19 protein-coding genes and 1 pseudogene are annotated in these 20,812 nt (G+C 26.5%); 10 read left to right on the top strand and 10 right to left on the bottom strand.

What is annotated here, in order from left to right; translation table 11 throughout:
- Positions 1-12: 12 nt before the first annotated feature.
- The gene (locus ACYUE0_RS10490) at positions 13-669 is read right to left on the bottom strand and encodes a hypothetical protein (RefSeq protein WP_199869105.1); all 657 of its coding nucleotides are present in this window, start codon (positions 667-669) and stop codon (positions 13-15) included.
- A gap of 244 nt (positions 670-913) precedes the next feature.
- On the bottom strand, positions 914-1,807 hold the full coding sequence (locus ACYUE0_RS10485) for a YegS/Rv2252/BmrU family lipid kinase (RefSeq protein WP_199869104.1): 894 nt from the start codon (positions 1,805-1,807) through the stop codon (positions 914-916).
- Positions 1,808-2,095: 288 nt separating this feature from the next.
- Between ACYUE0_RS10485 and pssA the strand changes: the two genes are divergently transcribed.
- Positions 2,096-2,611 carry a CDP-diacylglycerol--serine O-phosphatidyltransferase gene (gene pssA / locus ACYUE0_RS10480; RefSeq protein ID WP_061994103.1) on the top strand — a complete coding sequence of 172 codons (516 nt, stop codon included), beginning with the start codon at positions 2,096-2,098 and terminating at the stop codon, positions 2,609-2,611.
- 134 nt (positions 2,612-2,745) lie between these two features.
- Here the strand turns inward: pssA and ACYUE0_RS10475 are convergent, their stop codons facing one another.
- From ACYUE0_RS10475 to ACYUE0_RS10455, 5 genes are all read right to left on the bottom strand, one after another.
- A complete protein-coding gene (locus ACYUE0_RS10475) occupies positions 2,746-3,075 on the bottom strand; it encodes a hypothetical protein (RefSeq protein WP_061994104.1) in 330 nt (109 codons plus the stop codon).
- Positions 3,076-3,286: 211 nt separating this feature from the next.
- The gene (gene cax, locus ACYUE0_RS10470) at positions 3,287-4,375 is read right to left on the bottom strand and encodes a calcium/proton exchanger (RefSeq protein ID WP_199869098.1); all 1,089 of its coding nucleotides are present in this window, start codon (positions 4,373-4,375) and stop codon (positions 3,287-3,289) included.
- A gap of 684 nt (positions 4,376-5,059) precedes the next feature.
- Positions 5,060-5,938: an L-serine ammonia-lyase, iron-sulfur-dependent, subunit alpha gene (gene sdaAA / locus ACYUE0_RS10465; RefSeq protein ID WP_199869097.1), complete on the bottom strand. Its 879-nt coding sequence runs from the start codon at positions 5,936-5,938 to the stop codon at positions 5,060-5,062.
- 3 nt (positions 5,939-5,941) lie between these two features.
- Positions 5,942-6,625 carry an L-serine ammonia-lyase, iron-sulfur-dependent subunit beta gene (sdaAB, locus tag ACYUE0_RS10460; protein ID WP_199869096.1) on the bottom strand — a complete coding sequence of 228 codons (684 nt, stop codon included), beginning with the start codon at positions 6,623-6,625 and terminating at the stop codon, positions 5,942-5,944.
- Positions 6,626-6,836: 211 nt separating this feature from the next.
- Positions 6,837-8,495: a nucleoside kinase gene (locus tag ACYUE0_RS10455; RefSeq protein WP_460270486.1), complete on the bottom strand. Its 1,659-nt coding sequence runs from the start codon at positions 8,493-8,495 to the stop codon at positions 6,837-6,839.
- 495 nt (positions 8,496-8,990) lie between these two features.
- Here ACYUE0_RS10455 and ACYUE0_RS10450 point away from each other — a divergent pair.
- The 3 genes and pseudogenes from ACYUE0_RS10450 to fba all read left to right on the top strand — a co-directional run.
- A pseudogene (locus ACYUE0_RS10450) lies at positions 8,991-9,605 on the top strand (DUF421 domain-containing protein); the annotation flags it as partial.
- A 181-nt stretch (positions 9,606-9,786) separates the two neighbouring features.
- Complete coding sequence (locus tag ACYUE0_RS10445; protein WP_061994108.1) at positions 9,787-10,167, top strand: DUF4363 family protein; 381 nt, start codon at positions 9,787-9,789, stop codon at positions 10,165-10,167.
- A 253-nt stretch (positions 10,168-10,420) separates the two neighbouring features.
- Entirely contained in the window at positions 10,421-11,368 is a 948-nt protein-coding gene (gene fba / locus ACYUE0_RS10440) for a class II fructose-1,6-bisphosphate aldolase (protein WP_061994109.1), read from the top strand.
- A 178-nt stretch (positions 11,369-11,546) separates the two neighbouring features.
- Here fba and ACYUE0_RS10435 read toward each other — a convergent pair whose 3' ends face one another.
- Entirely contained in the window at positions 11,547-11,807 is a 261-nt protein-coding gene (locus ACYUE0_RS10435; RefSeq protein WP_061994110.1) for a hypothetical protein, read from the bottom strand.
- 219 nt (positions 11,808-12,026) lie between these two features.
- Here ACYUE0_RS10435 and ACYUE0_RS10430 point away from each other — a divergent pair, with 219 nt between their 5' ends.
- Together ACYUE0_RS10430 and ACYUE0_RS10425 are read left to right on the top strand one after the other, a co-directional pair.
- Positions 12,027-13,061: a nucleoid-associated protein gene (locus tag ACYUE0_RS10430; RefSeq protein ID WP_061994111.1), complete on the top strand. Its 1,035-nt coding sequence runs from the start codon at positions 12,027-12,029 to the stop codon at positions 13,059-13,061.
- Positions 13,062-13,258: 197 nt separating this feature from the next.
- Positions 13,259-13,492, top strand: coding sequence for a hypothetical protein (locus ACYUE0_RS10425; protein ID WP_061994112.1), 234 nt, complete (start codon positions 13,259-13,261; stop codon positions 13,490-13,492).
- A gap of 85 nt (positions 13,493-13,577) precedes the next feature.
- On the opposite strand, the gene ACYUE0_RS10420 is transcribed toward ACYUE0_RS10425, so the two are convergent.
- On the bottom strand, positions 13,578-15,041 hold the full coding sequence (locus tag ACYUE0_RS10420) for a methyl-accepting chemotaxis protein (protein ID WP_460270484.1): 1,464 nt from the start codon (positions 15,039-15,041) through the stop codon (positions 13,578-13,580).
- 439 nt (positions 15,042-15,480) lie between these two features.
- Between ACYUE0_RS10420 and ACYUE0_RS10415 the strand changes: the two genes are divergently transcribed.
- The 4 genes from ACYUE0_RS10415 to ACYUE0_RS10400 all read left to right on the top strand — a co-directional run bounded on the left by ACYUE0_RS10415 (position 15,481) and on the right by ACYUE0_RS10400 (position 18,276).
- Entirely contained in the window at positions 15,481-16,029 is a 549-nt protein-coding gene (locus ACYUE0_RS10415) for a class IV adenylate cyclase (protein ID WP_460270483.1), read from the top strand.
- Positions 16,029-16,892, top strand: coding sequence for a DUF5685 family protein (locus ACYUE0_RS10410; protein ID WP_460270482.1), 864 nt, complete (start codon positions 16,029-16,031; stop codon positions 16,890-16,892). Before ACYUE0_RS10415 ends, ACYUE0_RS10410 begins: the two co-directional genes overlap by 1 nt.
- Positions 16,893-17,001: 109 nt before the next feature.
- The gene (locus ACYUE0_RS10405; protein ID WP_061994116.1) at positions 17,002-17,622 is read left to right on the top strand and encodes a J domain-containing protein; all 621 of its coding nucleotides are present in this window, start codon (positions 17,002-17,004) and stop codon (positions 17,620-17,622) included.
- Positions 17,623-17,745: 123 nt separating this feature from the next.
- Positions 17,746-18,276, top strand: coding sequence for a hypothetical protein (locus ACYUE0_RS10400; RefSeq protein WP_199869084.1), 531 nt, complete (start codon positions 17,746-17,748; stop codon positions 18,274-18,276).
- Positions 18,277-18,339: 63 nt separating this feature from the next.
- Here the strand turns inward: ACYUE0_RS10400 and leuS are convergent, their stop codons facing one another.
- On the bottom strand, positions 18,340-20,775 hold the full coding sequence (gene leuS / locus ACYUE0_RS10395; protein WP_460270480.1) for a leucine--tRNA ligase: 2,436 nt from the start codon (positions 20,773-20,775) through the stop codon (positions 18,340-18,342).
- Positions 20,776-20,812 lie beyond the last annotated feature (37 nt).

Genomic DNA, 20,812 nt, shown 5'->3' with positions numbered 1-20,812 from the left:
CCAGTTTTTGTTTTAATTTATTTTAAATTTTTTCTTAAACTTAGATAAAGAATATACTAAAGTTATTACCCAAAAGAGTTCCCCTATTAATTTCACACCAAAGAAAAAACTTCCTAATAAACTTATTAATATTGTTATTATCATGGTCAATGCTGATATAATACTAAAAGTTATTCCTATTTTATTAGAATACTTAAAACTATATGCTTTTATTGATACAATTAAATATATTGTATTTATAATAGATAAAACTATATATAATCCATAATCCTTCTTCAATGTTATTATATACCCATAAACATCAGATATATTTGTATTTATTGGTGATTTTATTGTTACCAAAAGATAAACCCCTGTAAAAACAACTAGTAACATATAAAAATAACTTAATTTAATTTTTTCATTTCTTGATAACATATATATTGTTATAAACCCTATTATTGGTATATATATAATTTCTAAAAACATTATAGGTTTTAACATATATAAATATAACGGTCTTTCATTTATAAAAAGTACTATTAATGATATATACCTTAATAAAACTAATATAAGTGCACATAACGTTATATATTTTATCTTTTTAGGTGCATAACATAAAGATGTTGTTATTCCTTCATAAACCAATAAAATCATAACAAATAATAATCCTAAATAAATATAATCCATTTTATCCCCCCTAACCATAAATCACATTCATCTTTATAGAAAATATATCTAACTTCTTATTATATTTTTCTTAATCAATAACCTGATTAACTTAAAACTTTTTTAACTTTCTTTCCAATTAAAATTCTTTAATAGATTATATTGAAATTGATGTTTACTTATGACAATTTATAGGGTTCTAATAGGTTTTTTTATTTTAAAATAAAAACATCTCAAAATTAATTAGTAATTTTGAGATGTTTTTCTATATTTCATAAATATAACCTAGTACTTTAATTGCTTTTTTTTCACAAGTTATTCTTAGTGGAAATTGTGGACCTGGCTCACCATCTATATCTGTAGCTATATCTTCTTCACAATGTACTGTTAATTCATCTGTTTTAAAACACATTACTCCATCCATTTCGTATATACCCCTTTTTTTAAGCATAATAAGCAAATTATTTAATGCATTTTTCATTATATCGCTTTTTATTATAATTACATCTAAAAGGCCATCATCAGCTTCTGAAGATTGTGCTAATCGTAAATTTCCTGCGGTCTTACCATTAAATATAAGCATTAAATACATTGTTCCATCAAAAGTAACATTTGATGACTCAACTTTTACACCTAATTTTCTTATATTAGGTATTTCCTCTAATCCCTTTATATAATAAGCCATCTTTCCCATAGTATTTTTCAAATGTAAATCAGTCTTTTGTGACACATCCGTAAAAATCCCTGTACTTGCTACATTAACAAAATACTTTTCATTTACTTTTCCTAAATCTAAATACTTTTCTTTACTATTTAATATTTGATGTAATGATTTTTCAACATCTTCTGGCATTCCTACAATATTTTTTGCAAAATCATTAGCTGTTCCAACTGGTAACACACCTATTGGTAAATCGATATCTCTTTTTTTTATTTGATTTACTACAGAATCTATAGTTCCATCCCCACCAGCTATTAATATATACTCAAAACTTTCATCTATATTAGCAAAAGCTTGAGAGATAGGTTCTTCCCTTTCTATTCTATATGGCTCAACGACAAATCCATATTGTTGATGTATCCTAATAACTGTATCCAATTCTTCCAATATAGAATTTTCACCAGAATAAGGATTATAAATAAACTTCACTTTTTTCATAATATCCTCCTCTAAGCCATTTTCAGTTTTCTATTTTTATGTACACTACATTTATTTTAATTTATAAGCATTAGTTTTTTCTAAATTCAAATAATTTATCACGGTATAATTTTAACCTTTACTAATACTTTTCTCAAGGGTATTACAAAATTTTAAATTTTTTATTTTTAATTTAAAATCTTATTATATATAAATTTAAATTTATTTATAGTATAATAGTCCTTGCTATAATATTTTTAATAGACTTTTTTCTACATTAAAAATCAATTCAATTTGAGAGGTGATTTTATGCAAAAATCGTTCATACCAAACAGTCTTACATTTGGCAACTTGATTTGTGGTGTCCTATCAATTCAATTTACTATGCAGGGTAATTTTAAAGTTGCAGCAGCACTTATATTGTTAGCTGGTGTATTTGATAGATATGATGGAACAGTGGCGAGATTTCTTGGAGTAGACAGCCCTTTAGGAAAAGAACTTGATTCTTTAGCTGACTTAGTTTCTTTTGGTGTTGCTCCTTCTTTATTAATATTTACACTATGTGGATTATCTTCATTGGGTATGATAGGTTATATTACACTAATAATATTTCCTGTTGCTGGAGCTTATAGGCTTGCTCGTTATAATACAACAGCTGCTTTTAATAATGTATTTACTGGCATACCCATTACAATAGCAGGAAGTTTTATTGCAGTATATGCTTTATTTATTGAAAACAATATACCACCAATGTCTTTTTCAGTAATATTAATGATTATTTTTTCTGGACTTATGGTTAGCAAATTACAAATAAAAAAGAGATAACATTTAAATTTAATATTAAACATATAAATTTGATGTAGATTAAAAAAGTTTACATATTTCAATCTAATAATCAAATATACCTTAAAAAGCATGATTTTAATAAAATCATGCCTTTTTTATAATTTTATGTATTTCTATTCAGTTCTTTTTAGTTGATTTTCAAGTTCTATTCCAACAAAAGTACTATTAGATATTTGTCCTATAGCATCTGATTTTGTATTCATATATCTGTTATAGCACTTAACTGTATAATCTAATGAATCTATAATATTATCTATAACTTTTCCTAATTCATTTGATCTTTTTAATGCATCTTTAACTTCAGCCTTTTTAGCAAGAGCCATATTGTTATAATCATTTGCTGAAGCTACTAATAACCTATACGCATTACTAGTAGAATTTAATAGTGTAGTTAAATTAGTTATATCTTTATAATACTCATCTATTACTCTTCTATGACTCATATCATCACCTTACTTTAGTAGTTATACTCTTAATATATTAGTAATTATAATTATTTATGATATATATTTATATATTTATATACTTAGGCATTTTTAAATCATATTAAACCACTAGCTAATGAATAGTCACAAGTATAAAGTGAATAGTTGTTAGTGAAAACTACCCACTTTATAAAAGTGTAAATTAAAATTTCATATTAAAACGCTATAATTATCCTATATAATAGTAAGCTATAGTTATAATCACATAAGTTGATGTCAGTATTACCCCTTCTATCCAATAAGTTTTACCATCTTGAAATACAAAATAAGATATAGCTAATGCTATTATAAGCATTATTATTTGGAAATTCGAAAAAACTAAAGTCATATTAAGACCCATAAAAAGCGATATAATTATTAAAAGTGGTATAACAAATAATGCTATTTGTATACTTGAACCTATTGCGGTTTCAAGACTACAGTCTATTTTATTATTTAAAGCACAAACTATACTTGTAGCATTCTCTCCAAAACTTCCAAGCAATGGTATTAAAACTATTCCTATAAATTCCTGTGATATTTTATAATTATTTACAATAATATTTACATTTAATATTAGTTTTTCACTTATAAAATAAAGTAAAACTGATATTATTAGTATTTTAATAAAAATCACAACACATTCCTTAGATATTTTTTTCTCTGATTCTTTGTTTTCTCCATCTGATGCTAAAAATAAATTTTTATGGGTATATAGAGAAAATATCAGTCCAAGTATATATATGATTATTAATACCACGGACACAATAGAACTTACAATTGCTATTTGATTATCTTCTAACAAAGTATTTCCTTGAAGTGAACTTATTATTATTATTGAAGCTATAGCCACAAATAATAAATTAAAGTTAGTTCTTGCCATTGTTTTATTGAATGTTTGTTCTTTATATTTCATTCCACCACAAATTATAGAAATTCCTAATCCTAACAATAAATTTGTTATTACAGCTCCCATAAGTCCTGCTTGCGCCATAGCTACCATTCCATATCTTATGGACCACAGCCCCATCATAAGTTCTGGAAGATTTCCTACTGTAGCAGCTAACAATCCACCTTTTTTTTCACCGATATAGTAAGTTATTTTTGATGTCTCATTTCCTAACAATATAGCTAGTGGTACCATAGCACATGAATATAAAAACAAGTTTAAAATAAAAGATGATGTATTTATAAATATTAATATTATCGCTATCACAATTGACAGAATAAATTTTAGTAAACTTAAATTCTTATACATATTTCTATCCTTAGCTTCCATTGTGCCCCCCTTATTAAACTTTTTAAAAGGAACCCTATATTTTCCGTAGCTTGTACTTATTTTTTTACAGATTTCATTTTTTATAATTACTAATTTAAGCTAAAAATTTTATTTCATATTTTAAAATAGGATTCTTATTTTACAGTTTAATTTAATATAGTTTTTTATTTGCATGAAAAATTCGTACCTTTTAAAGATATAGGGAAACAAGCTTGTATTTAAATTTATTCAATAACTTTAAAATATTTTTATACAAAATACAGTGTTGAACTTTAAGTGTTTCTTCGCATGTCTCACTATTTTGGGTATCCCAGTTCTTAAATAAACAATTTTTAAAGCCAACTTGGCACTCCGTACAGGGATATAAGTTCAAACTTAAATTTATTCATCAAACTTTTGTTATTAGTTAAGAAAAAATACGCTGTCACCTATTAGTATGATGTTAATCTTAAATTTTCTCATTTGATAAATGCATAAATTTAAAATTCATCTTAGAACCCTATATAAATTAAAAGTTTAACTTAAAATATTATATTATTTCCTTGATACTGTTAATTTTATAACATAGACTTCAATATTATAGATATTATTCTATTAATAAACTATTCAATATTTGACAAAATGACACAAAAAAAACTCTATTAGCAATTGCTAATAGAGTTTTTTACTTTAAATTATGTACTACTAATCTTCTTTTAAAGCTTTCTTTCTTAATTTTAATCCACATGGAGTTACTGCAAGTCCGCCTAATGCGGTTTCTCTTAATGCAGCTGGCATTTCTCTTCCAATTTTGTACATTGCAGCTATACAATCATCAAATGGAATTTTACTTTCTACCCCAGCCATTGCAAGTTCTGCAGTTGTTAAAGCACTTACTGCTCCCGCAATGTTTCTTTTTGCGCATGGAATTTCAACTAACCCTGCTATTGGGTCACAAACTAAACCTTCTACATTTTTAATAACTATTGCAGCAGCATCAAATGCCATTTTTGGAGTTCCACCCATCATTTCAACAACTGCTGCTGCAGCCATTGACGCTGCACTTCCACATTCAGCTTGACATCCACCTTCTGCTCCAGCTAATGTAGCATTTTTAGCTATTAATACACCTACGCCTGATGCAGAGTATAAAGCCATTATTATATCTTCATCTGATTTATTCAATTTTTCTGCAGCTGTTAACACAACTCCAGGAACTATACCACAACTGCCTGCTGTTGGTGCAGCAACTATTTTTCCCATAGCCGCATTTATTTCTGATGTAGATAATGCTCTAGCCATAGCCTTAATCATAACATCTCCACATAAAGTTTCATTGTTTTCTAAATATTTTTTAATTTTAACAGCATCTCCACCGATTAATCCACTAACAGATATAACTTCTCTATCCATAGCCTCTTGAGCTGCTTTTTTCATTACTTCTAGATTATTAGTCATTTTTTTCATTGCCTCTTCACGACTAATACCTGTAAATTCTATTTCTTGTCTTATAGTGTACTCAGCAATGCTAATATTTTCTTTTTCACAAATTTCTATTACTTCTAATGCAGTATTTACAAACATGGTTTATTCTCCTTCCTTAGGCGGTACTATTTGATCAACACTAGTTATACCTTCAATAGCTTTTATACTGTCTATTATTTTACTATCTATTATATGATCTACTTCAACAACCATAGCAGCTGCTAATCCTTTAATCTTTCTATAAACATTCATTGATGCAATGCTTATATCTTCTTTATAAAGTATAGTTGTCACTTTATAAATCATACCTGGTGTATCTGTATGATTTATTATAAGTGTTGGATATTCCCCAGTAAATCTTAAACTTTGTCCTTCAACTTCAAATATCTCTATATTTCCACCACCGATAGATGATCCTACAACAGTAACATCATTCCCTTTATCTGTAGTTAATATAAATTTAACAGTATTTGGATGAACATCTTCACCTAAATCTACTTCCTCGAAAGTATACTCTAAACCTTTTTCTTTAGCTATTTCCATAGATGTTCTTAATCTTTCATCTTTTGGATCCATACCTAATATTCCAGCTACTAAAGCCTTATCTGTTCCGTGACCCTTGTAAGTTTTAGCAAAAGAACCATGTAGTAAAAATCTAACCTTCTTTATATTTTCTCCACCTATTTTTGCTGCAATCTTTGCAAGTCTAGCCGCACCTGCAGTGTGCGAACTAGATGGTCCTATCATTATAGGTCCTAAAATGTCAAAAGCACTATAATTCTTCATATATTTCCTCCTACATTGCTTTGTGGTAATAAATTTATAATAAATTCCTTGTTTTTAGTTAAAACATAGAAATTTGTATCGTTTTTTATTTTTGAACTATTCAATAGTTTAAAACTTAACAAATCATCTTTCAAGAATATTTTAATACTTTTTAATTTAATTTACAAAGGAAATGCAAGGAAAAATACCGTGCATCTCCTTAAATCACATTTTAATATTGATAAAAACAACTGCTTCCTATAAACTCTCTTATAATGGAATTATTAGGAACTAGCTTCTCATCGATATCTTTAAAAAAATTTAAAAAGCTTATTAATCTTTTAGCCTCATAGTATACACTACTATTACTATCTATTTGTAAAAGTTGTTCTAATGCATATTTCTTTAATACAGCCAACTCATACATAAGTGAGGAATTAAACATAATATCTGCATCTTCTTGAAATACAAATATATTTTTTTCTTCTCCTCTTCTTATTGACGGCCACATTTTCAATGTTCGTTCTGCATCACAACCTCGTGATAAATAATCTCTAACTATTCGTCTTATTATTCTCATATCAGTCGTTGCTATTCTATTATGGTCATCTAAATTAAGTTGTGTCAATGGGCTAATGTAAATTTTAAATTTTCTTTCTTTTTCAATTGAAGTGGTTAAGAGTTCGTTTAAACCATGTATGCCTTCGACAATTAAAACTCCGTCTTCGGGAAGTTTCATTTTATTACCTATCCATTCTCTTTTTCCTGTTTTAAAATTAAAATTTGGTATCTCAATTTCACATCCATTTAATAACATTTTTATATGATCATTAAACAAACTTAAATCTAATGCATAAATTGATTCAAAGTCGTATTCTCCATATTCATCTAAAGGTGTCTGTTCTCTATTTACAAAATAATCATCTAGTGATATAGGAACAGGTTTCACACCATTCACTTCCAATTGAATTCCTAATCTTTTAGCAAAAGTTGTTTTACCAGAAGAAGACGGCCCTGCAATTAACACAATATTCGTTCTCTTATTCTTGCAAATTTCATCTGCAATTTTTCCAATTTTTTTTTCTTGATACGCTTCGCAAATTCTTATTAAATTTACTATATCTCCTTTTTGGATAACTTCATTTAATGTACCACAATTTCCAACTTCTACTAATTTTGCCCATTTTTCTGTTTCATAAAACATATTAGACAACTGTCTATAGTTTTTAAAATATGGAATTTCAAACGTTTTCTCATCTATTGGAAAGCGTAATATAAACCCAGGGTCATAATACATTAAATCAAATTTTTTTAATGCACCTGTGGAAAAGGCCATAGGTCCATAAAAATAATCATATCGTCCATCTAACTCATATAATTTCACAGTCTCTTGATTTATGCTCTTTAAGAGTTTTATTTTATCATCCATATTATAGGTTTTAAAAATATTTAGTGCTTTTTCCTTGCCTACAGAAATTTTTTTTATAGGAATATCCCTTTCTATTAGCTCCTTCATTCTGTTTTTTATCAAATATATATCATCAATATTAAGTTCTGTTTTTTTATGAATCTCTCCAAAAATACCTTTACTTAATGAATGTTCTATTGTTATTTTACTATCTTTAAAAATATCTAGAGTAGCTTTTATTAACACAAATTGAAGTGTTCTTATATAAGTCATCATCCCCATTTTATCTTCTATTCCTATAACATTAAAATCTCCACTTGCCATAATTTTACTTGAAAGTTCCAACCTTTCACTATTTATACTACATAATACTATAGGAGTTTCTAAATCTAAATTATATTTCCTTACTATTTCTTGACCTGTAATCCCCTCATTAAACTCTTCTATATAACTATCTAAAATTTTCAATTTAATTTTTTTCATGTACACCACCCCAAACTTCCTCTATAAAATCTAAAATGTAAACTTAAATTAACTCAAATTTTATAAATAGATATTACTATTATATTGAAGCTAATATTTTTTGCATCTACTTTTTTATTAATTAATATTATTTTAACCTATATTTTTTTCTTCATAACTCTTTTAAATTAATACAATGTTTTTTTAATTTTAAAGTAATATTTTTGTTTTTTAAACACACAATATTATTAGCTATGTCCTTAATATAAATATTATCACTAAATGTATTGTTTTTTAACTATGTAGTTATATAGGAATCTAATGTTATATTTAAGTTTATTCATCAAATCTTTGTTATCGGTTGATAAAAATAAATGCAACTGTAGTTATTTAAAATTTTTCAAACCCAATATTAAAAAATCCAAATAATAATAATTAATATAAGAAGGGAGGCAGTTATTAAAATTGATTATCTCGTTAATAAGAACAATAATACTTTACTTCTTTTTACTTTTCATGATGAGAATTATGGGAAAAAGACAGTTAGGTCAACTAGAGCCTTTTGATTTAGTTACAGCTCTTATGATTTCTGAATTAGGGGTTTTGCCTATGGAAGACAATCGAATTCCTTTAACAAATTCTGTAGTTCCTATAATAACAATTGTTATGTTGCAAGTTATAACTTCTTTTTTACAACTTAAAAGTGAAAAAATTAGAAGTATTTTCAATGGTGAACCAAGTATCCTTATCAAAGATGGGAAAGTTGATATTGATGAACTAAAAAATCAAAGATTTAATTTAGATGATTTATTAGAAGAATTAAGATTAAATGGCTACTTTAATATTGCTGATATCCACTATGCGATATTAGAAACTAATGGAACTATTTCTGTTATGCCAAAGGAATGTATTGCTCCAATTACGCCTAAGCATTTAAACGTAGATATAAAAGATAAGCCTCTACCCCTAATAGTTGTAAGTGACGGAGTGATTAATACATATAATTTATCTGAACTTCATCAAAATGAAACTTGGTTAAAAAAACAACTTAGAAAACATGACATTGATGATTATAAAAATGTTTTTATAGCTATTGTATATGATAATGATAAATTTTTCATTCAAGAAAAAACTCAAAAAGTAGATCACGATGCAACCTCTGTAGGAAAATGTAAAGACAAAAATGATACTGTTAATAATAATACTAGTATTAATGAAAGCAACCAAATTAAAAATGGACTATCACATTTTATGAAAAATAATAATAAAAAAGACAAAAAATAAATGAAAATTTTTAAAAGGGAGTAAAAAAATGAAAAAACTTATTTTACCTTTAACTATTTTTGTTATAATGCTTATAGGGATATATTATTCTACAAACTATACTATTAGTAGCTGCGAATATCTAATTGACTTAGCTACTGAAACTGAAGAATATATTGCTTTTAATCAATGGGATAATGCTTATATTAATTCTTTAAAGCTTCTAGATGATTTTGAAAAATCAATTCAATTTATATCCTTATTTTCTGATCATGAGCATTTAGATAATTTATATATTGAGACACTTAAAGCTACTCAATTTATAAATGAAAAGGATAAATCACATTCATTATCAACAATTCATGCCATTAAGGGTTTAATTGAAGCTATGAAAGATGAAGAAAAAATAACATTAAAAAATATATTTTAGATTCTATTGTTGTACTCTATTTCGTATTTATGATATATTTTTATAAATTTGTGTTATAATTTTATATTTTTTTTAATAATTAGTATAGCAAAATAACAAAATTATGTTATAATTATTTTAAGAAAATTTTGTTATTAAAATTACCATCTTAAAAGACAAAATACATATTCATAAATATAGAGTATAATAATATATTTCAAAACATATGTATATTTAGTCATATTAAAATTATATAGTGAAAGGTGGAGTTATTATGGCTTTAGTTACTACTAAAGAAATGTTTAATAAAGCATTCCAAGGAAAATATGCCATTGGTGCTTTTAATATTAATGATATGGAGATCGTACAAGGAATAGTTGACGGTTGTAAAACTAAAAATTCTGCAGTTATACTTCAAGTTTCTGGAAGTGCTTTAAAATATATGAGACCTGATTATTTAAAATCTCTAGTAGATGCAGCAGTTAAAGAAAGTAATTTAGATATTGCTTTACATTTAGACCACGGCGATTCTTTAGAGCTAGTAAAAAAATGTATAGAAGTTGGATTTACTTCAGTAATGTTTGATGGTTCTCATTATGAATATGAAGAAAACGTTAGACTTACTAGAGAAGTTGTAGACTATGCACATGCAAGAGGTGTTGTTGTTGAAGCAGAGCTTGGAAAATTAGCTGGTGTTGAAGATGAGGTTAAAGTTGCTTCTCATGAAGCTACCTATACAGACCCAGATCAAGCTGTTGATTTTGTAAAAAGAACAGGTGTAGATTCATTAGCTATTGCTATTGGAACAAGCCACGGTGCTTATAAGTTCAAAGGTGAAGCTAAGTTAGATTTTGATAGATTAGAAACTATAACAAAAAAATTAGAAAAAGATGGAATCAAAAATTTCCCTATAGTTTTACACGGTGCATCATCTGTTGATGAAAATTATGTTAAGATGTGTAATGACAATGGTGGAGAAATAAATGGAGCAAAAGGTGTTCCTGTAGAAATGCTTAGAAAGGCTTCATCTATGTCAGTATGCAAAATAAACATGGATACAGATATAAGACTTGCAATGACTGGAACTGTGAGAAAATACCTAGCAGAAAACCCTAGTCAATTCGACCCTAGAAAATATCTTGGGGAAGCAAGAAAAAATATTCAAAGTTTAGTTGAAAATAAAATAGATACTGTTTTAGGTTCTGCAAATTCTATGAATTAATTTTAATATAACTTTAATCAAAGTTATTAATAATGTTTCTTCTTAAAGTATTAGGTTCTAAATTTCCCTTACTATGAAAATACATTTAGAACCTGTACTAACTTTATTATAATTTATACTAACAAAAATATCATGGAATTCCATGATATTTTTGTTATTTTTAAATCATATTTTAACCCTATGAATCTGATGTGAAATCATCATTTTCTTTTCCACTACCTAATTTGCTAACATCATCTATTCCTATCATTGATTTAGTGTCTGATATAGCTTTTCTAGCTGTAGATTGTCCAAAATAGAAAGATATTATTACCGCAAATATAGTTACAAATTGCTCCCCACTTATACTTCCTTTTATGGATAAAATACAAAATGTAATTGTTAATAGTATAGATATAAATCTTTTTATTCCAAAAAAATAATTTATAATGTCTTTCATATACATCACCTAAATTTATCATTATATAATTATTGTTATGATTAATAATATGAATAAGTTACATTATCTTACTTAAATTAACTATATAATTTTCAATATAATTTGAACATTAAAACCTTTTTTATATTCCTTATTTATTTGTTTTCTTTCTATAAAAATTGTTATAATAAATCTTAGACATAAAATATGGTTTTAATATATTTTTTAGGAGTGATTTTTTTGCAATATATAAAAGAAATTAATATAATCGAAGCTGTTATTCATGTTTTAGATAATAATAGTGATGAACCTGTTCTAAATGAATTTGCTTTAGAATTAAATGATGAAATTTATGCTTTTTTAATGAAACATATACAACGTTGCTTAAAGGATGAAGAGTTAAAATATGCTTTTTTTTCTGAAGATAGAAATATAGTAAAAGAACTTTCTCAAGAATTTTTAAATGGTGAAAACAACATTATAAATGTATCTAAAGAATTTGCAAAACAGATGTTTATGCTTATGCGCTCAAAAGGAAACATTCCATCCTGTGACTTAGTTACAGTAAGCTTTACTACAGAATACGGATTATTCATATGTATTTTTAAAATGGATTATATAAAAAATTACATGCATACAATTGAATATGTAGACAACAAAATAGGCATTGATATAATTCCTCAATTTACAGGCTTACCTTCTTCTAGTTCTAGAATACAGAAATGTGCCTTTATCAAAACTATCAATGCTGATAATGAATTTGATCTTATGATTATTGATAAACAAAGTAAAAACAAAAATGCTGAAGACTATGGCTCTAATTACTTTATTGACAATTTTTTAGGTTGTAAAGTAATTGATAATGAGCGTGACATGACTAAAAATTTCGTTAAAATCGCGGAGAAATGGACTAAAAATAATTTTAATGAAAATGCTTCAGATCAAGAAAAAGTACGAAGTCATATAAAACAATCTTTAAAAGAAGAAAATATAGACTTAAATCAATTTTCTGAGGAAGCTTTTAAAGATAATGATGAATTAAAAGAAAGTTTTAAAACTTTTGCTAAAGAACAAGGTGTTAGCGAAAAAATAACTGTAGATAAAGAATGGGTAGAAAAGAAATTAAAAAGAATCAGATTAAAAATTGATAAAGATCTTGATTTATATATTTCAGAAGAAGCTTATAGGGATTTAAATAGATTTGAAATAAAACGTAATGGTGATGGTAGCATTAATATGATCTTGAAGCATATTATGAACTATGAAGAAAAATAATTTTAAAGGTCTCCTTATGTTTTGTTATATTTTATAAAAATTAGTTAAAAATATTATTATAATATTACTCTATAGATTGTATTATAATTTTCTATAAATGAATTCGTTACAATTAAAGGATTTAATACCAAACAAATCTAATTATAGATTAAACCTTTCAAATATTTTTGATCTTAATTACAAAAGGGGGCGCTATTATGTCTAATTATAATAATGACCAAATTAAAAATATTGTATCAGGAGTTTTAAAAAGTGATAGATTTGCTGTTACTCCTGTAAACAATCAAGATTGTGATGCGTATGAAATTAATATTAAAGGTGAAAAATATGCCACATTCAAAGTTTCTAATAGTCCAATTGCTACTAACAATACTATTATTGAACAAGGCACCCTTGAAAATGGTGAAAATTGGATTTTGGAACTTAAATAATTGCCTTATAAAACTATTATTTAAGTTAAAAAGGTGTATTCAAAATTACTATAGACATTTTGAATACACCTTTTTTATTATATATTTAAAATACGGTATTTTTTTCTTTTTTTAAATCAATTGCTATATTTTTTATATCTTCCAGTTTTCCTATTATTTCAAAAGATAAATTTTCAGCTTTCTTAGCGTTATCTACAGCATTACTTCTATTCCCTCTTTCTATATTTTCTTCAACTACATGACCCATACTATGAAGTTGTCTATGTGTTTCATCTATCTTAGTCCAAATACCTAAAATTTTTTCATTTACTGGCTGCACAGAATTATAAAAATGTCCAAAGCCACATTTACTGCCATCCATTTGCAATGGGATGACTTTCATATTTTTTGCCATATCCTTAACATTATTTACCCAATTTTTATGAGCAATTATAGCTAAATCTATATTATTTATAAAATCATCATTAGAAATTTTAAATATTTCCTCACTACCTATTTCTCCACTAACCTTTGCTAATACAGAGACCTCATCTTCTATTTTTCCTAATTCCAATCCTACAGTCATTATATTTGAAGCTTTATCATCTATAATACTTGAAATGTCATTAACCCTATTCCCATCTGTAGTTATTACATCTACAGTTGCATTAATCTCCTCAACTGCTGCACTTACCTCGCTCATATTATATGTAACACTTTCTATACTAGTAACTATACTCTTTATTGCATTTTTACTCTCATCAAAAGAATTAGCTATTTTAGTTGTATAACCTTCTAGTTTCTCTATAGAATCTACAGTATTAGTAACACTTTCACTACTTTTTATTGAAGAATTCTCTATCTTATTAACAAAATCTTGAATTACTTCTAATTGATTAGTTGTGTTTTCTGATAAACTTCTTATTTCTTCTGCTACAACCGCAAATCCTCTTCCATTTTCACCTGCTCTAGCTGCCTCTATACTAGCATTTAAAGCTAACAGCTTAGTGTTATCAGCTATATTGTATATTCCATCTAATATATTTCTCATCTCATTTATTACTACAGATAAATTATCCATATTGTTTTTCATAATAGAGGAATTTTCCGTAACTTCTCCATTTACTTCTAATATCTCTTTTAAAGTGCTACTACTTTTTTCTAATGTTTCATCTAAAAAGCCTGTTTTATTCATTATATTTTCTAAAGCTCCAGTATTACTAGAAACAGCAGCAGATACTTCCTCTATACTAGCTCCAGTTTCTTCTATAACAGCTGCTAAATTCTCCGAGGACTCCTTTAATCCATTTGATATATCTTTAAGCTCTTTTGCATAATGTACCAGTTCTACATTAAAATTGCTTATTTTTGTAGATAATCCAAGTACTCCTTTAGTTAAATTTTCAACTTTTGATGCCACTTTTAATATAACTCTAAAAATTTTGCAAAGAAATTTAATTTCACTATCTTTGCTTGAATCATTCAAATTTTCAATTCCTTTTATATTTTTTTCTTTATAAAATTCTTTTAATAAGTTTAATTGTGTTTTTAATTTTGATATACCTAACATAAAACTCTATCCCCCTAAATACACTCACATAAAATTCAAAATTTGGTTTATTAATCCATATTATTAATTAATAAATATTGTTAACTAATAATTATTATAACACATTTTTACATCATAGTTAACTATTATGAAATTTTATTTTATTACTATTAACATCTTAATTCTACTTTTAAAATTATTTATTTTAAATATTAGTATAAAATGTTATATTATTCAAAAATAAGTTTTAATTGTCACTTAAATACCTTAATTTAAATATATAATATAATTATATATTCGTATATAATTATATTTTCATAAACATTGCTTTATACCCATATTTTGTTAAGAATAATTTTATATATAAAACTCTAAGTGTGTTATAATAATTCATATAAAAAATCTTAAAATATTTTAATATCATACTTTACCATAACTTTAATTAATAGGAGTGAACTTTATGCAAGAAATGGAATTAAGAATTATACATATAAATACTGATGATATTAGACGTAAATTAAATAACATTAATGCTATAAAAGTAAAAGAAGAAAACCAAATAAATAATATATATGATTTTAATGACAGAAGAATGTTAAATGCTAAAGGATATGCTAGAATAAGAGAAGTTAATGATATTTTAAATAGCAGAACTCTAGCTTATATGACTACTAAAAAATTATTAAGTCAAGAAAAATATAAAATTATGGAGGAATGTGAAGTTCTTATAGATAATGGAGAAGAAGGAAAGAGAATTTTCGAATCTCTTGGTCTAGAACTTATTGAATCTATAAAAAAATATAGAGAAAGCTATAAATATAAGAATACTTTAATCGAAATAGATATAAATGATAAATCTTACTGTCCTTTTCCTTACATAGAAATAGAGTCTTCTTATGAAGATGAAATAATAGAAGTTGTTAGCTTACTTGGATATTCAATGAAGGACACTACATCTAAAACAATTTATGAAATTCTTGAAGATGATAAAGGATTAAAAGGTATATAATGTTTGGATATGTAACCCCCTGTAAAATGGAACTTAAAGTAAAAGACTACGAAAAATTTAAGGCATATTACTGTGGCTTATGTTTATCTATAAAAAATAATTTTGGTAATTTACCTCGATTTACTTTAAATTATGATATGACTTTTTTAGCAATTTTACTTGATAGTTTAAATGATGAAAAAATTCAATTCAATCCTACTGTTTGCATTGCTCATCCTGTGAAAAAAAGATTAAAAGTTATAAATAATGATGCTCTGGATTACGCTGCCTTTTGCAACGTAGCCTTATCTTATTTTAAACTTTTAGATAATTTCCAAGATGATAATTCTAACTCTAGTAAAATATTAGCTTTGGGGTTAAAAGGATATATAAAGACAAAGGATGATAAAAAAGTTTACCTTTTAAACTATATGGAAAATAATCTTAAAAATTTATCTAAAATAGAAAATAGCTCTGATATCTTAAATATAGATGAAGTTTCTCATATTTTTGCAGATTTGACTGCAACTATAATTTGCGAATATTCTACTGATACAAATCTAAAGGACAATTTATATAATCTAGGATACAATTTAGGACGTTTTATATATTTAATAGACGGATACGATGACCTAGAAAAAGATATGTCTGAAAATAAATTCAATCCAATAAATAGAGCCTTTAATAAAGATAATCTACCTTACGATGAGTTTTCTAATTTAATAAAAGATAGAATAGAGTTTAATCTTATAATGAGCGCAGAAAGTTGTGTACGTAATTTATCAGACTTACCTATATTAAAGAATAAAGACCTTTTAGATAATATTTTAAATTTAGGATTGATGGAAAAAATAGAAAATATCAAAGCACATAAAAAAAAATAATATAAAAAATTTCAAATTTATATTTTGTATAATCTATCTAATTGTAATGTATAGAGATAATTTATTTATTATTTAATTAAATGTGACTAAATTCAAGGAGTGTAATAAAATGAGAAATCCATATGAAGTTTTAGGCATTAAAGAAAATGCTACAGAAGATGAAATAAAATCTGCTTATAGAAAGTTAGCTAAACAGTATCATCCTGATCAATATGGTAATAATCCATTAAGAGAACTTGCAGAAGAAAAAATGCGTGAAATTAATGAAGCCTATGACTCTTTAACTAAAAACAATGGCCATAATAGCTACAGTCAAGGTTCTTATAATAGTTCTAATTCACAAAACTACTCTAATAATGGAAATGATTTTTCACTTTACCAATCTATTAGAACAGACTTAAATTCAGGGAATATTTCTGGTGCTGAAAAAAAATTAAATTCTATAAATAATAGAACTGCAGAATGGCATTTCCTTATGGGAATGGTTAACTTAAGAAAAAATTGGTTTGATAGTGCATATAATCTAATATCCCAAGCTTGTAGAATGGACCCTAATAATTTCGAATATCAACGTGCATTAAATGAATTATCAATGAGACAAAATTCATATAAGGGTAATTACAGAAAAACTACACATGATAGCGACGGTTGCTGCGATTTATTATGTAAATTATGGGTACTAGATACTTGTTGCGAGTGCTGTGGCGGTGACATAATAAGTTGTTGTTAATAGAGGATTAATTTTAATCTTCTTAGGCATAATCAAAGAAATAAGAAACCAAATATGCTTCAAATCTTTGGCTTCTTATTTCTTTTCATATGCCTTATCTTTATTTTTTAGGGGGTATGAATAATGACAAGTAGTAAAACTGATATCATAACTAAAGGTGGAATTTATGTTGCATTAAGTATTATTATTTTATACTTAACGGCTTTTATACCATTTAATACATTATTTATATTAGGCATAGCCTCTGCTATAATTCCTATATCTATTTTAACTATAGGCTTCAAACCTTCTATTATGGTATATATATCCGTATCTCTTCTTTCCTATTTTTTGATTCCCCAAAAATCTATATGGCTTATATATACTATATTTTTTGGAATTTATGGATTACTAAAATTTTTAATAGAAGGCATAAACAAGCTGTACTTAGAACTTGTACTTAAATTTATATGTTTTAATATTTCTTGTTTATTATTTTATTACATTTCAACAATATTGTTTATTTCTAAAAATCAAGTACTGGAAATTTTTAATATTAATCCATCAACAATTTTAATTTTTGTTGTTGTTTATGAAATAGGTTTTTATATATATGACTACGCCATGACCTTTTTTATAAGTTATATAAAAAATAAAATACTTAAACATCTTTAATTTTATATGAAATGAATCATTGATTAAAGACACAATAAAAAAAGGTGGATAATCCACCTTTTTTTAATTTGCAACTATATTCACAAGTCTACCTTTTATTACTATAACTTTTCTTACAGTCTTGCCTTCAATATTTTCTTTTATTATTTCATTATTTAATGATGCTTCTTTTATTCCTTCTTCATCAAGATTTGTTGGAATATTTATCTTAGCTTTTATTTTTCCGTTTATTTGAATAGCTATTTCAACTTCATCTTTAATTAATGCATTTGCATCAAATTCTGGCCACTTTTCATTAAACACAGAGAAACTCATACCTAAAGCTTCCCATTGTTCTTCGGCAAAGTGAGGTGCAAATGGTGCTAAAAGTTTTATATAATCTACTAATGCTTCTTTTAAGAAGTTTACATTCTTAACTTTTACATTTAAGTATTTAGATAATGCATTTGTAAATTCCATCATTCTAGCTATTGCAGTGTTAAACTGCATTTTATCCCCATCTTCAGTTACATTTTTTATAGCAAAATGTCTCCAATAGTTAAGTTCTTTTTCATCTGACTCTATAACATCTTTATTATTATCTTTATTTCTAAGCTCAGCTATTGAGTGTTCTATAATTCTTTCAACTCTTTCAATGAATTTACCAATAGATTTTATCCCATCATCACTCCATGCTCCGCCTTCAGTGTATCCAAAACCAAACATTAGATACATTCTAAATACATCAGCACCAAATTCTTTTATATAATCATCTGGAGATATTGTATTCCCTTTTGACTTACTCATTTTCAATCCATCTGGTCCTAATATAAGTCCTTGGTGAGTTAAAGATTTAAACGGTTCATCAAAGTTTACATATCCCATATCTCTTAAAGCTTTAGTTATAAATCTTGCATATAATAAGTGCATGCACGCATGTTCTGGTCCACCAACATACTTGTCAACTGGCAACATTTTATTTGCTCTTTCACTATCAAAACATATTTCACTATTTTTATTATCAGTATATCTTAAATAATAGAATGAAGAACATACAAATGTATCTAGCGTATCTACTTCTCTTTTTGCAGAAGCACCACAACAAGGACAAGTAGTGTTTACAAAACTTTCTGATTTAGCTAATGGTGATTTTCCGTCTGGTGCAAATTCAACATCATATGGAAGTTCAACTGGTAAATCTTTTTCTGGAACTGGAACTACTCCACATTTTTCGCAATGTATCATCGGAATAGGAGCTCCCCAATATCTTTGTCTAGAAACTAACCAATCTCTAAGTCTAAAGTTTACCTTCTTAGCTCCAAGATCTATTTTTTCAAGTTTTTTAACAATAGCTTCTTTAGCTTCATCACTACATAATCCATTAAATTCTTCACTATTAACTAATGTTCCTTTTTCTGTAAATGGAAGTTCTCCACCTTCAATAACTCTTTCTATTGATAAATTGTATTTTGTTGCAAATGCAAAATCTCTTTCATCATGAGCAGGGACTGCCATTACCGCACCAGTTCCATAAGTATTTAAAACATAATCGCCAATCCAAATTGGAACTTTACGTCCATTTATTGGATTTACAGCATAAGAACCAGTAAATACTCCTGTTTTTTCTCTAGTTATAGATTGTCTTTCAATATCAGATTGTTTTTTTGCAGTCTCTTTATATTCTTCAACGGAAGCTTTAAATTCTTCTGTAGTTAATTTATCTACTAACTCATTCTCTGGTGCTAACACAACATATGTAACTCCAAATAAAGTATCAACTCTTGTAGTAAATACATCAAATTCAATGTCTTTTCCATCAACTTTAAAGGTAGCTTCCGCTCCTGTTGATTTTCCAATCCAATGTTTTTGCATAGCTTTAGTTTTTTCTGGCCAATCTAGTGTATCTATTTTTTCTAATAGCTCATCAGCATAATCAGTTATTTTTAAAAACCATTGAGTTAAGTTCTTTTTAGTAACTTCACTCTCACATCTTTCACAGAATCCATCAACAACTTGCTCATTAGCTAAAACTGTATTACAGCTAGGGCACCAGTTAACTGGAGCATTTTTTCTATAAGCAAGGCCTTTTTCATAAAGTTTTAAGAACAACCATTGCGTCCATTTATAATAATCTGGTCTACAAGTAATAACCTCATTTTCCCAGTTAAACATAGCTCCCATAGCTCTTAACTGTTTTTCCATTGTGACGATGTTTTTTTCAGTAGAATCCATTGGATGAATTCCAGTTTTTATTGCAAAGTTTTCTGCTGGAAGACCAAATGCATCAAAGCCCATTGGTTGGAACACATTATATCCTTGCATTCTTTTTAATCTAGCCCAAGAATCAACCGGTCCATAGTTAAACCAATGTCCTGCATGTAGCTGACTTCCTGAAGGATAAGAAAACATTTCTAAAACATATAGTTTCTTATCAAGATTATTGTTATCAAACTTGTAAAGTCCTGTTTCTTCCCATTTTTCTTGCCATTTTTTATCAATGTTAGTATTATAATTTCCCATTTTGAAATCCTCCTTGTTAATTAATTTGTGTAGAATA

It is taken from the genome of Clostridium sp. CTA-19, from assembly GCF_054767855.1.
Note: the sequence above shows the minus strand (reverse complement) of the source record. Positions and strands in the feature narration are given on the sequence as shown.

What these genes read in the sequence shown, in the direction of transcription:
- ACYUE0_RS10490 (WP_199869105.1), bottom strand. Translation starts at nt 669, where the DNA reads ATGGATTATATTTATTTAGGATTATTATTTGTTATGATTTTATTGGTT.
- ACYUE0_RS10485 (WP_199869104.1), bottom strand. Translation starts at nt 1,807, where the DNA reads ATGAAAAAAGTGAAGTTTATTTATAATCCTTATTCTGGTGAAAATTCT.
- pssA (WP_061994103.1), top strand. Translation starts at nt 2,096, where the DNA reads ATGCAAAAATCGTTCATACCAAACAGTCTTACATTTGGCAACTTGATT.
- ACYUE0_RS10475 (WP_061994104.1), bottom strand. Translation starts at nt 3,075, where the DNA reads ATGAGTCATAGAAGAGTAATAGATGAGTATTATAAAGATATAACTAAT.
- cax (WP_199869098.1), bottom strand. Translation starts at nt 4,375, where the DNA reads ATGGAAGCTAAGGATAGAAATATGTATAAGAATTTAAGTTTACTAAAA.
- sdaAA (WP_199869097.1), bottom strand. Translation starts at nt 5,938, where the DNA reads ATGTTTGTAAATACTGCATTAGAAGTAATAGAAATTTGTGAAAAAGAA.
- sdaAB (WP_199869096.1), bottom strand. Translation starts at nt 6,625, where the DNA reads ATGAAGAATTATAGTGCTTTTGACATTTTAGGACCTATAATGATAGGA.
- ACYUE0_RS10455 (WP_460270486.1), bottom strand. Translation starts at nt 8,495, where the DNA reads ATGAAAAAAATTAAATTGAAAATTTTAGATAGTTATATAGAAGAGTTT.
- ACYUE0_RS10445 (WP_061994108.1), top strand. Translation starts at nt 9,787, where the DNA reads ATGAAAAAACTTATTTTACCTTTAACTATTTTTGTTATAATGCTTATA.
- fba (WP_061994109.1), top strand. Translation starts at nt 10,421, where the DNA reads ATGGCTTTAGTTACTACTAAAGAAATGTTTAATAAAGCATTCCAAGGA.
- ACYUE0_RS10435 (WP_061994110.1), bottom strand. Translation starts at nt 11,807, where the DNA reads ATGAAAGACATTATAAATTATTTTTTTGGAATAAAAAGATTTATATCT.
- ACYUE0_RS10425 (WP_061994112.1), top strand. Translation starts at nt 13,259, where the DNA reads ATGTCTAATTATAATAATGACCAAATTAAAAATATTGTATCAGGAGTT.
- ACYUE0_RS10420 (WP_460270484.1), bottom strand. Translation starts at nt 15,041, where the DNA reads ATGTTAGGTATATCAAAATTAAAAACACAATTAAACTTATTAAAAGAA.
- ACYUE0_RS10415 (WP_460270483.1), top strand. Translation starts at nt 15,481, where the DNA reads ATGCAAGAAATGGAATTAAGAATTATACATATAAATACTGATGATATT.
- ACYUE0_RS10410 (WP_460270482.1), top strand. Translation starts at nt 16,029, where the DNA reads ATGTTTGGATATGTAACCCCCTGTAAAATGGAACTTAAAGTAAAAGAC.
- ACYUE0_RS10405 (WP_061994116.1), top strand. Translation starts at nt 17,002, where the DNA reads ATGAGAAATCCATATGAAGTTTTAGGCATTAAAGAAAATGCTACAGAA.
- ACYUE0_RS10400 (WP_199869084.1), top strand. Translation starts at nt 17,746, where the DNA reads ATGACAAGTAGTAAAACTGATATCATAACTAAAGGTGGAATTTATGTT.
- leuS (WP_460270480.1), bottom strand. Translation starts at nt 20,775, where the DNA reads ATGGGAAATTATAATACTAACATTGATAAAAAATGGCAAGAAAAATGG.